This is a genomic window from Modestobacter sp. I12A-02662 (assembly GCF_041028325.1).
Taxonomy (GTDB): Bacteria; Actinomycetota; Actinomycetes; order Mycobacteriales; family Geodermatophilaceae; genus Modestobacter.
Window position 1 is genome coordinate 1 of sequence record NZ_JABGDE010000009.1, and the last position, 10790, is coordinate 10790.

The following is a 10790-nucleotide window of genomic DNA, read 5'->3' on the forward strand; positions in this document are numbered from 1 at the left end:
CCCCGGATGGGGCATTCATTACATGGCACTGACTTTCGGCACGCTGTTGAGTTCTCAAGGAGCGGACGCGCGGAGAACCAGACCTTGCGGCCTTCGTCCCCGGCGGCTTGTCCCACGCTACGCCGTGCACGGCTCGCTGTCACATCCGGAGATCTGACCCGCGGCTCCCGGCCCTCTCGGCCCGGTCTCGCTCGGCGCAGGGAGAAAACTACGTGTCGGTCCGGTGCCCGTCAAACCGGGGCGGGCGCCGACCGGTCATCGGCGGGTCCGATGGGATCCATCCCAGCGCAAGACCCCTGGTCAGCGGGCCGCGCGGAGGACGCAGTTGCGAGGCAGGTCACGGTCCGCTGCCGGTCCGGCGTCCCAGGACCCCCATCGGCACCGGGCCCGTGCGTCACAGACCCAGGAGGGACTCGATCCCCACGGTCAGGCCGGGGCGCCGGCCGATCTCCCGGACCGCCAGCAGCACGCCGGGCATGAACGACGCCCGGTCGTAGGAGTCGTGCCGCAGGGTGAGGGTCTCCCCCGCCGCACCCATGAGCACCTCCTGGTGGGCGACCAGCCCGGTCAGCCGCACCGCGTGCACCGGGACGCCCTCGACGTCGGCGCCGCGGGCGCCGGGCAGCGAGTCGGACTCCCGGGTCGCGTCCGGGGCTGCCGGGACCCCCGCCGCCCGCCGGGCCGCGGCGACCAGCCGGGCGGTGCGTGCGGCGGTCCCGGACGGGGCGTCCACCTTGCCGGGGTGGTGCAGCTCCACGATCTCCACGGACGGGAAGAACCGGGCCGCCTCCTGGGCGAAGCGCATCAGCAGCACCGCACCGATGCCGAAGTTCGGGGCGATCAGCACACCGAGTTCCGGCTTGGGCTCCAGCCACTCGGCGATGGTGGCCAGCCGCTGCTCGTCGAAGCCCGTCGTCCCCACCACGCAGTGGATGTTCTGGTCGATGCAGAACCGGATGTTGTCCATCACGGAGTCCGGCCGGGTGAAGTCGACGACGACCTGCGCGCCGGCATCGGCGACGTTGAACAGCCAGTCCCGCTCGTCGACCATGGCGACGAGCTCCATGTCCTCGGCCGCGTCGACCGCACGGCAGACCTCGGTCCCCATGCGGCCGCGAGCCCCCAGCACCCCCACCGAGATCAGCGGCGGCTCCGGAGCCGGGACGACGGGACCGGACGGGGAGGCGGACGGAGTTCTCACCCCGCGATGCTCGTCAACCGTGCGGTGGGGCGCAAGGCGGCCCCCCGCGTCCCGGAGGTCACACCGACGCGCGTCGTCTCCGGACCGACCGCTCCCAGACCAGGAGGCCGACGAGCACGCCGGTCACGTCGGCGACCAGATCGGCGACCGAGCCGTTGCGGTTGACCAGGTCGGTGGACTGGATGATCTCGCTGACCGCGGCGTACAGGACCAGCAAGCCGGCCAGGCCGCCGCGGCCCACCCCGGCCCACCGGCCGGTGAGCGCGAGGACGGCGAACAGCAGGCCGTGCACCAGCTTGTCGATCCCGTACGGGCTCGGCGGCACGTCGGACGGCGGGGCGAACAGCACCGCGAGCGAGATCAGGACGGCGACGGCGAAGGCGCCCCGGGACAGGGCACCGTGCGGCTGGAGCGGGGAGGCCACGGGTCAGCCCCCCAGCTTCTCGAGGTCCCGGTCCCGGTACGGGCCGACGACGGTCAGACACGTGGGCCGCCCGTACAGGTCGGCGGCGATCTCCCCGACCTGCTCCTGGTCGACCGAGTCGAGCCGGTCGAGGACCGTCCGCACCGGCAGGTACTCCCCGTAGGACAGCTCGCTCTTGCCCAGCCGGCTCATCCGGGACCCGGTGTCCTCCAGACCCAGGACCAGCCCGCCCTTGAGCTGGCCGCGTCCGCGGGCGACCTCCTCGGCGCGCAGCCCGTTCGCCGCGACCTCCGCGAGCTCGGCCCGCACGAGGCCCAGCACCTCGGGCACCCGCTTGGGCGAGCAGCCGGCGTAGACCGACCAGGCACCCGTGCCCGCGTAGTGGGTCAGCGACGAGCCGACGCTGTACACCAGCCCGCGCTTCTCGCGGATCTCCTGGAACAGGCGGGAGCTCATCCCGCCGCCGACGGCCGCGTCGAGCACGGCGGCGGCGTACCGCCGGTCGTCGAGCCGGCCCACGCCGAGGCCGCCGAGCAGCAGGTGGGTCTGCTCGGTGCGCCGGTGGATCAGGCCGGTGGACCGGGCTGGGCCGTCGAGGCGGACCTCGTCCCCGATCCGCAGGGGGTCCGGCCGGGACGGGCCGGACAGCCGGTCGCCGAATGCCGCCGTCACCAGGTCGAGGACCTGCTGGTGGTCCACCCGGCCCGCCGCGGACACCACGATCGAGGGCACCCGGTAGCGCCCGCGGTACCACCCGTCGACGTCGTCGCGGGTGAGCGCCTCGATCGACTCCACGGTGCCCAGGACCGAGCGCCCGAGCGGGGTGTCCCCGAACAGCGTCTCGGCGAACAGGTCGTGGACGGCGTCGGACGGCTCGTCGTCGCGCATGGCGATCTCCTCGAGCACCACCGTCCGCTCCGACTCGAGGTCCGGCGCGGTGTTCAGCGCGTCCGTGACCAGGTCCCCGAGCAGCGTCACCGCCAGCGGGAGGTCGCTGGCGAGCACGTTCGCGTAGTAGCAGGTGTGCTCCTTGGCGGTGAAGGCGTTCATCTCACCGCCGACCGCGTCCATCGCGGTCGCGATCTCCAGCGCCGTCCGGCTGCGGGTGCCCTTGAAGAGCAGGTGCTCCAGGAAGTGCGAGGAGCCGGCGAGCGCCGGGCTCTCGTCGCGCGAGCCGACGCCCACCCAAATGCCCAGGGTCGCCGAGAGGACGCCGGGCATCGTCTCGGTGATCACCCGCAGGCCGCCGGGCAGCTCCGTCCGCTCGACGGTGCCGCCGAACTCGTCGACGTCGAGCACCTGCGTCAGACCGACCGGGGCCGGGACGGGCGCCACTGCGCCCGCCCCGGCCCCGGTCAGGGAGTCCGCGGTCGTCGTCACGCCTCCGCGGGTGCGTCGGCCTCGGCCGGGGCGTCGGCCGCGGGGGCCTCCCCCTCGGCCGCGACCGGGACCAGGCTGATCTTGCCGCGCGCGTCGATGTCGGTGATCTCGACCTGGATCTTGTCGCCGACGTTGACGACGTCCTCGACCTTGGCGATCCGCTTGCCCGCGCCCAGCTTGCTGATGTGGACCAGGCCGTCCTTGCCCGGCAGCAGCGAGACGAAGGCACCGAAGGCCGTGGTCTTGACGACCGTGCCGAGGAACCGCTCCCCCACCTTGGGCATCTGCGGGTTGGCGATCGCGTTGATCCGGTCCACCGCCGCCTGGGCCGAGGGACCGTCGGAGGCGCCGACGTAGATCGTGCCGTCGTCCTCGATGGTGATCTCGGCGCCGGTCTCGTCCTGGATCGCGTTGATCATCTGGCCCTTGGGGCCGATGACGGCGCCGATCTTGTCGACCGGGATGCGCACCGTGGTCACCCGCGGGGCGTACGGGCTCATCTCGTCGGGGCCGTCGATGGCCTCGAGCATGACGTCGAGGATGTGCAGCCGGGCCGCGCGGGCCTGGGTGAGCGCACCGGCGAGGACGTCGGAGGGGATGCCGTCGAGCTTCGTGTCCAGCTGGAGGGCCGTGACGAAGTCCTTGGTGCCGGCGACCTTGAAGTCCATGTCACCGAAGGCGTCCTCCGCGCCGAGGATGTCGGTCAGCGCGACGTACTGCGTCTTCCCGTCGACCTCGTCGGAGACCAGGCCCATCGCGATGCCGGCGACCGGGGCCTTCAGCGGCACACCGGCGTTGAGCAGCGCCAGCGTGGACGCGCAGACCGAGCCCATGGACGTCGAGCCGTTGGAGCCCAGCGCCTCGGAGACCTGCCGGATCGCGTAGGGGAACTCCTCGCGGTCGGGCAGCACCGGGAGCAGGGCCCGCTCGGCGAGCGCACCGTGGCCGATCTCGCGGCGCTTCGGGGAACCGACCCGGCCGGTCTCACCGGTGGAGTACGGCGGGAAGTTGTAGTTGTGCATGTAGCGCTTGCGGGTCACCGGGTTCAGGGTGTCCAGCTGCTGCTCCATGCGCAGCATGTTCAGCGTGGTGACGCCCATGATCTGGGTCTCGCCACGCTCGAACAGCGCCGAGCCGTGCACCCGCGGCAGCACCTCCACCTCGGCCGACAGCGGCCGGATGTCGGTCAGCCCACGGCCGTCGATGCGGACCTTGTCGCGCAGGATGCGCTGCCGCACGACCTTCTTGGTGAGCGCGCGGAAGGCCGCGGAGATCTCCTTCTCCCGGCCGGCGAACTGGGCGGACAGCGAGGAGACGACCTCGTCCTTGAGCTCGTCGGTGGCGTCGTTGCGCTCCTGCTTGCCGGCGATGGCCTGCGCGGCGGTCAGGCGCTCGAGGCCGGCGGCCTCGACGGCGGCGTAGACGTCGTCCTGGTAGTCGAGGAACCGGGGGAAGTGCGCCTCGGGCTTGGCGGCCTTGGCGGCCAGCTCGCTCTGCGCCTGGCACAGCGCCTTGATGAAGGGCTTGGCGGCCTCGAGGCCCTGCGCCACGACCTCCTCGGTCGGGGCGGTGGCCCCGCCGGCGACCATCTCGACGGTCTTCTCGGTGGCCTCGGCCTCGACCATCATGATCGCGACGTCGCCGTCGGGCAGCACCCGGCCGGCCACGACCATGTCGAAGACGGCGTCCTCGAGCTCGGTGTGCGTCGGGAAGCCGACCCACTGACCGTTGACCAGCGCGACCCGGGTTCCGCCGACCGGGCCGGAGAACGGCAGGCCGGACAGCTGGGTGGAGGCCGACGCGCCGTTGATGGCGAGCACGTCGTAGAGGTGGTCGGGATCCAGCGACAGGACGGTGATGACCACCTGGACCTCGTTGCGCAGGCCCTTGGCGAAGGTCGGGCGCAGCGGGCGGTCGATCAGCCGGCAGGTGAGGATCGCGTCCTCGGACGGGCGGCCCTCCCGGCGGAAGAACGAGCCGGGGATCTTGCCGATCGCGTACATGCGCTCTTCGACGTCCACCGTGAGCGGGAAGAAGTCGAACTGCTCCTTGGGCTGGCGGCCTGCCGTGGTGGCCGACAGCAGCGTGGTGTCGCCCATGGTGGCGACGACGGAGCCGGCGGCCTGCTTGGCGAGCCGGCCGGTCTCGAAGGTGACGGTGCGGGAGCCGAGGGCTCCGTTGTCGATCACCGCGGTGGCGGTGAAGACGCCGTCCTCGGCGTCGAAGTCGGTGATCTCGGTGCTGGGTGCGGACATTCGTCGTCCTCTTCCTACGTCGCATGCGGCGACGTCCTCTTCGCGGCGGTGTGCCGGCTTCGTCCGGGGCGACCGGTCTTCGATCGAAACCCCTGGGTCCTTCTTGCCCTCGCGGGAGGCGGGGCGAACGTGCCCGGGGGCCACTACCGAGGACCGGCCCACACGTCGGGCGCGGCGGTCCGCCGGTGGGCCCGTGCGGCGGGTGCCGCACGAGAGAGGGGACCGTTCGGATGTGCCCGGAACGGTCCCCTCGGTGGTGCTAGCGGCGCAGGCCGAGCCGCTCGATCAGCGAGCGGTACCGGTTGATGTCGGTCTTGGCCAGGTAGTTCAGCAGCCGACGACGACGGCCGACCAGCAGGAGCAGGCCCCGCCGGCTGTGGTGGTCGTGCTTGTGCTGCTTGAGGTGCTCGGTGAGGTCGCTGATCCGGCGGGTCAGCATCGCGACCTGCACCTCCGGCGAACCGGTGTCGTTCTCGACCGTCGCGTACTCGGCCATGATCTGCTTCTTCGTCGCGCTCTCCAGCGCCATGGTGCCTCCAGGGGCAGGTCACGTGTGGTCCCCGGTCTGTGTCACGGGGGCAGACTTCACACGCGTCGGTCTCCCGACGCCGGGACGAGGCTACCAGCGCTCCCGGCGGCGCCGGCGGGGCGATCAGTCCAGGCCCAGCACCGACCGGGTCCGGGCGACGTCGCCGGCCATGGCCTCGACCAGCTCCGGCACGCCGCTGAAGGACAGCATCGGCCGCAGCCGCTCGACGAACTCGACCCCCACGTGCTCGCCGTAGAGGTCGCCGTCGAAGTCCAGGACGAACGCCTCGACGGTGCGCCGGCTGCCCTCGAACGTCGGGTTGGTGCCGACCGAGACCGCCGCGGGGAACCGCTCCCGGCTGGCTCCGCTGCGCGGGTCGCGCAGCACGAGGTGGCCGGCGTAGACGCCGTCCGCGGGGACGGCGGTGTGCGGCGGGCTCTCCACGTTCGCCGTGGGGTAGCCGAGCTCCCGGCCGCGCCGGTCACCGCGCACCACCACCCCGTCGACCCGGTGCGGGCGGCCCAGCGCGAGCCCGGCGGAGGCCATGTCCCCGGCGGCCACGCAGGCCCGGATGTAGGTCGACGAGATGGTGACCTCGCCCTCGCCGTCGAGGTCCGGGGCGCAGCCCACGCTGGTCAGGTCCACCCCCTCCACCGTGAAGCCGAACCGGCGGCCCTCCGCGGTGAGGGTCTCCACCGTGCCGGCGGCCCGGTGCCCGTAGGTGAAGTTCCGCCCGACGACCACCGAGGCGGCGTGCAGGTGCTCGACCAGCACGGTGTGCGTGAACTCCGCGGTGGTCAGCCGGCTGAACTCCGGGGTGAAGGGCAGCACGCACATCGCGTCCACGCCGAGCTCGGCGACCAGCTCGGCCTTGCGGTCGGCGGAGGTCAGGATCGCCGGGTGCGAGCCCGGGCGGACGACCTCCGACGGGTGGGGGTCGAAGGTCAGCAGCAACGCCGGGCGGCCCAGCGTCCGGGCGCGCCCGACCGCCGTCCGGATGAGGTGCTGGTGCCCCCGGTGGACGCCGTCGTACATGCCGACGGTGACGACGGTGCGCCCGAGGTCCGGCGGGGTCGACCCGAGGCCGCGCCAGCGCAGCACGCCGCTCCTCTCCCCCGCCGACCGGCGCTCAGGCCGCGCGCGCGACGCGGTGCAGCCAGCCGTGGGTGTCGGGCACCCGGCCGTGCTGGATGTCGAGCAGGTGCTGGCGCAGCTGCATCGTGAGCGGCCCGGGCTGCCCGTCGCCGACGGTGAAGTCGCCGGTGCGCGCCTTCACCGTGCCGACCGGCGTGATGACCGCGGCGGTGCCGCAGGCGAAGGTCTCGGTGACCGTGCCGTCGGCGGCCCCCGCGCGCCACTCCTCGACGCTGAACCGCCGCTCGGTGACCCGGTGGCCCAGCTCGCGGGCGACGGTGATGAGCGACTCCCGGGTGATGCCGGGCAGCAGCGTGCCGGTGAGCTCGGGGGTGACCAGCTCGGCGTCCGCACCCTCGCCGAGGACGAAGAACAGGTTCATCCCGCCCATCTCCTCGACGTACTTCTTCTCCGTCGCGTCCAGCCAGACGACCTGGTCGCAGCCGGCCGCGACGGCCTGCTCCTGGGCCAGCAGGCTGGCGGCGTAGTTGCCGGCGCACTTGACGTCGCCGGTGCCCCCGGGGGCGGCCCGGATGTAGTCCTCGGAGAGGTAGACCGAGACCGGGTGCACGCCGCGGGGGAAGTAGGCACCGGCGGGGCTGGCGATCACGATGAACAGGTACTCGTGCGCCGGGCGGACACCCAGGAACGGCTCGACCGCGAGCTGGTAGGGGCGGAGGTACAGCGTCTGGTCAGGGCCGGTGGGCACCCAGTCGCGGTCGGCGTCGACGAGGGCGTCGACGGCGGTGAGGAAGGCGTCCTCCGGGACCGGCGGCATGGCCAGCCGCTTCGCGCTGCGCACGAAGCGGGCGGCGTTGGACTGCGGCCGGAAGGTGGCCACCGAGTCGTCGGGCTGCGCGTACGCCTTGAGCCCCTCGAAGATCGACTGCGCGTAGTGCAGGGTGGCCGCGCTCGGGTCCAGCTGCAGCGGCGCGTAGGCGGTGAGCCGGGCGTCGACCCAGCCCTCGCCGGCGCGGTACCGGGCGACCACCATGGAGTCGGTGAAGTGCCGGCCGAATCCGGGGTCCCCGAGCACGGCGTCCCGCTCGGCGGCGGGGCGACGCGGCACGTCCTCCACGACCAGCGGCACGCCCTCGGTGAACATCCGGGAGGAGGTACGGCTGTCGGCGAGCGTGTCGGTCATGGCTCCCACCTGCTGGTTCCGTGCTGGAGCGGCGCGCGACGGTCGTCGGGCCACCCAGTCACCCTAGCCCGCGCCGATCCGCGGTCGTCGTCCCGCGCGGGCGCGGGCCGGGTGACCGGGGCTCAGGCGCTCGGCGTCGCGGGGCCCGCGGACTCGATGACCTCGTAACTCCACACGTGCTGCTGCGACCGCTCGGCCGCCGGCGCGAGGGTGTCGCCGCCGCCGTCGTGGGCGCGGTCGAAGTCCTGGCTGCTCTGCCAGGCCTCGTACGCCTCCTGGCTGCTCCACCGGGTGTAGACGAGGTAGGCATCGGTGCCCTCGACCGGGCGCAGCAGCTCGAACCACTCGAAGCCCGGGGTCGTCTCCACCGCGCCGGCGCGGCCGCGGAACCGCTCCTCGAAGCGCTCCCACTTGTCCGGCGGCATGGTCACGACGTTGATCTTGACGACGCTCATGCCCGCATCCTGCCGAACCGGCGCGGACCCGGCACGGCGGGTGCGGAAGACTGCGGCCGTGACCGAGCTGCCGCGCACCGCCGACCTGGGCTTCGCCCGGCTCGACCCGGACCGGGCGGCCCGCACCGGCACCCCGGAGGTCGTCTACGCCGCCGGCAAGACGCCCGCGGAGACGGTGGCGTGCCTGGCGGGCCTCCTGGACGCGGGGGTTCCGCTGGCCTGGGCCACCCGCGTGGACGAGGACACCGCCGCGGCGGTCCGCGATCGCTGGCCCGCCGCGCACGTCGACCCGGGGGCCCGGGTCGCCTGGGTGGGCACCCCGCCGGAGCCCGTCGGCTCGGTGCTCGTGCTCACCGCCGGGACGTCGGACGGCGCGGTGGCCGCCGAGGTCGCCGCCACCCTGACCGCGAGCGGGGTCGGCTGGCGGCGGGTGGACGACGTCGGGGTGGCCGGGGTGCACCGCGTCCTGGCCGTCGCCCCGGACCTGGCCGCGGCCGACGCGGTGGTGGTCGTGGCCGGCATGGACGGGGCGCTGCCCAGCGTGGTCGCGGGCCTCACCGACCGGCTGGTCGTCGCCGTCCCCACGTCGGTCGGCTACGGCGCCGCCTTCGAGGGCCTCGCCGCGCTGCTCACCATGCTGACCGCCTGCGCGCCGGGCGTGCTGGTGGTCAACATCGACAACGGCTTCGGCGCCGGGGTGGCCGCCGCGCGGATCGTGCGGTCGGCCCACCTCCCCCGGTGATCATGGACTTCGGGGAGCGCAGCACCGGCGGCCGGCGGCGTGGCAGGTCCCGAACTCCTTGATCGTCTGCCGGGTGAACGCGCTCACCGGTAGCGGACGGGGTCGGTCAGCAGTTCGTTCATCGCGCCCGACCGGAAGCCGCGGGGGTCCAGCTCGACCCGGTCGAAGCCGGCGACGGCGGCCAGCAGCTCCGGGCCCACCAGGGGCACCAGGGCGGCGTCGACCTCGACCCGCGCCACGTCGTCCCCCAGGTCCCGGACGCGCAGGTCCTGCACCGGGATGCCCGCGCCGGCCAGGGCCCGGCGCAGCGCGGCCTCGGCCCGCTCGACCCGGGCCAGCCGCTCGGCGGAGACCGGCACCCCGTAGGCGATCCGGCTGGCCAGGCAGGCGGCGGCGGGCTTGTCGGCCAGCGGCAGGTCCCAGCGGCGGGCGGCGGCCCGGACGTCGTCCTTGGTCATGCCCGCGCGCGCCAGCGGCGCCCACGCCCCCCGCTCGGCGGCCGCGCGGATGCCCGGCCGGAAGCCGGCCCGCAGGTCGTCGGCGTTGGTGCCGGTGACGACGTCGGCGATGCCCAGCCGGGCGGCCAGCGGCATCAGCACGTCGACCAGCTCGGCCTTGCAGAACGCGCACCGGTCGCCGGCGTTGGCGACGTAGCCGGCGCGGCTGAGCTCGAAGGTGCGCGGCTGCTCGTGCCGCACCCCCAGGGACACCGCGATGTCGTGCGCGGCGGCGCGCTCGGCCACGGGCAGGCTCGGTGAGACGGCGGTGGCGGCCACCACCCGGTCCGGCCCGAGCGCCCGGACGGCGGCGGCGAGCACCACCCCGGAGTCGACCCCACCGGAGAAGGCGACCAGCACCCCGGGGACGGCGGAGAGTTCCGCGTCCAGCACCGCCAGCCGGTCCTCGAGCGTGCCCATGCCCGCAGGCTGCCACACGCCGGCGGGCCGGAGCGGCTCTACCGTGGCCGGCATGGGGGCGGTCGCGTTGCCGCCGTGGCCGGCGGTCCCGCCGGCGCACGGTGCCGTCGTCCTGCGGGCCTTCGCCGACAGGGACGCCGAGGTCGCGAGGGAGTTGTCGACCGACCCCTACGTGCCGCTGATCGGCACCTTCCCCGCCTCCGCCACCACCGAGGAGGCGCTGCAGTGGATCGCCCGGCAACGGGGGCGCTGGGCCGAGGGCGCCGGGTTCTCCTTCGCCGTCGCGCGGGCGGACACCGGCCGGGCCGTCGGCTCCGCCGGCCTGTGGCTGGCCCAGCTGCCGCAGGGACGCGCCACCGCCGGGTACGCGATCGCGCCGAGCCACCGCGGTCAGGGCCTGGCGAGCGCGGCCCTGCGGGCACTCACCGACTTCGCCTGGACCCTGCCCGCGCTGCACCGCATCGAGCTGCACATCGAACCGTGGAACACCGGGTCGCTGCGGACCGCCGAGCGGGCGGGATTCCACCGCGAGGGGCTGCTGCGCAGCCATCAGGAGATCGGTGGGCGGCGCCGCGACATGGTGCTGCACGCCGCCGTCCGCGGCTGACG

At 73.9% G+C, this 10790-nt stretch carries 11 protein-coding genes; 2 read left to right on the plus strand and 9 right to left on the minus strand.

What is annotated here, in order from left to right; translation table 11 throughout:
* Nucleotides 1–394 precede the first annotated feature (394 nt).
* The 8 genes from dapB to HL189_RS14280 all read right to left on the minus strand — a co-directional run bounded on the left by dapB (nt 395) and on the right by HL189_RS14280 (nt 8522).
* Nucleotides 395–1201, minus strand: coding sequence for a 4-hydroxy-tetrahydrodipicolinate reductase (gene dapB / locus HL189_RS14245; RefSeq protein WP_369134369.1), 807 nt, complete (start codon nt 1199–1201; stop codon nt 395–397).
* Nucleotides 1202–1259: 58 nt separating this feature from the next.
* Complete coding sequence (locus HL189_RS14250) at nt 1260–1625, minus strand: VanZ family protein (protein ID WP_369134370.1); 366 nt, start codon at nt 1623–1625, stop codon at nt 1260–1262.
* Nucleotides 1626–1628: 3 nt separating this feature from the next.
* Nucleotides 1629–3005 carry a M16 family metallopeptidase gene (locus HL189_RS14255; protein WP_369134371.1) on the minus strand — a complete coding sequence of 459 codons (1377 nt, stop codon included), beginning with the start codon at nt 3003–3005 and terminating at the stop codon, nt 1629–1631.
* Nucleotides 3002–5260: a polyribonucleotide nucleotidyltransferase gene (locus tag HL189_RS14260; protein WP_369134372.1), complete on the minus strand. Its 2259-nt coding sequence runs from the start codon at nt 5258–5260 to the stop codon at nt 3002–3004. Before HL189_RS14260 ends, HL189_RS14255 begins: the two co-directional genes overlap by 4 nt.
* Nucleotides 5261–5519: 259 nt before the next feature.
* Nucleotides 5520–5789 carry a 30S ribosomal protein S15 gene (rpsO, locus tag HL189_RS14265; RefSeq protein WP_222269598.1) on the minus strand — a complete coding sequence of 90 codons (270 nt, stop codon included), beginning with the start codon at nt 5787–5789 and terminating at the stop codon, nt 5520–5522.
* A gap of 123 nt (nt 5790–5912) precedes the next feature.
* Nucleotides 5913–6890 (minus strand): bifunctional riboflavin kinase/FAD synthetase, encoded by a 978-nt coding sequence (locus HL189_RS14270; protein WP_369134373.1) that lies wholly within the window; start codon nt 6888–6890, stop codon nt 5913–5915.
* Between the two features lie 28 nt (nt 6891–6918).
* On the minus strand, nt 6919–8067 hold the full coding sequence (locus tag HL189_RS14275) for a branched-chain amino acid aminotransferase (protein ID WP_369134374.1): 1149 nt from the start codon (nt 8065–8067) through the stop codon (nt 6919–6921).
* A gap of 122 nt (nt 8068–8189) precedes the next feature.
* Nucleotides 8190–8522, minus strand: coding sequence for an antibiotic biosynthesis monooxygenase (locus HL189_RS14280; protein ID WP_369134375.1), 333 nt, complete (start codon nt 8520–8522; stop codon nt 8190–8192).
* A gap of 58 nt (nt 8523–8580) precedes the next feature.
* Between HL189_RS14280 and larB the strand changes: the two genes are divergently transcribed.
* Nucleotides 8581–9264, plus strand: coding sequence for a nickel pincer cofactor biosynthesis protein LarB (gene larB, locus HL189_RS14285; protein ID WP_369134376.1), 684 nt, complete (start codon nt 8581–8583; stop codon nt 9262–9264).
* 83 nt (nt 9265–9347) lie between these two features.
* On the opposite strand, the gene larE is transcribed toward larB, so the two are convergent.
* Nucleotides 9348–10181: an ATP-dependent sacrificial sulfur transferase LarE gene (gene larE / locus HL189_RS14290; protein ID WP_369134377.1), complete on the minus strand. Its 834-nt coding sequence runs from the start codon at nt 10179–10181 to the stop codon at nt 9348–9350.
* Nucleotides 10182–10233: 52 nt separating this feature from the next.
* Here larE and HL189_RS14295 point away from each other — a divergent pair, with 52 nt between their 5' ends.
* Nucleotides 10234–10788 (plus strand): GNAT family N-acetyltransferase, encoded by a 555-nt coding sequence (locus HL189_RS14295; RefSeq protein ID WP_369134378.1) that lies wholly within the window; start codon nt 10234–10236, stop codon nt 10786–10788.
* Nucleotides 10789–10790 lie beyond the last annotated feature (2 nt).

Excerpts from the sequence above, each read along its gene's own strand:
- HL189_RS14295 (WP_369134378.1), top strand. The coding sequence starts at position 10,234 with ATGGGGGCGGTCGCGTTGCCGCCGTGGCCGGCGGTCCCGCCGGCGCAC.
- larE (WP_369134377.1), bottom strand. The coding sequence starts at position 10,181 with ATGGGCACGCTCGAGGACCGGCTGGCGGTGCTGGACGCGGAACTCTCC.
- HL189_RS14260 (WP_369134372.1), bottom strand. The coding sequence starts at position 5,260 with ATGTCCGCACCCAGCACCGAGATCACCGACTTCGACGCCGAGGACGGC.
- HL189_RS14275 (WP_369134374.1), bottom strand. The coding sequence starts at position 8,067 with ATGACCGACACGCTCGCCGACAGCCGTACCTCCTCCCGGATGTTCACC.
- HL189_RS14280 (WP_369134375.1), bottom strand. The coding sequence starts at position 8,522 with ATGAGCGTCGTCAAGATCAACGTCGTGACCATGCCGCCGGACAAGTGG.
- rpsO (WP_222269598.1), bottom strand. The coding sequence starts at position 5,789 with ATGGCGCTGGAGAGCGCGACGAAGAAGCAGATCATGGCCGAGTACGCG.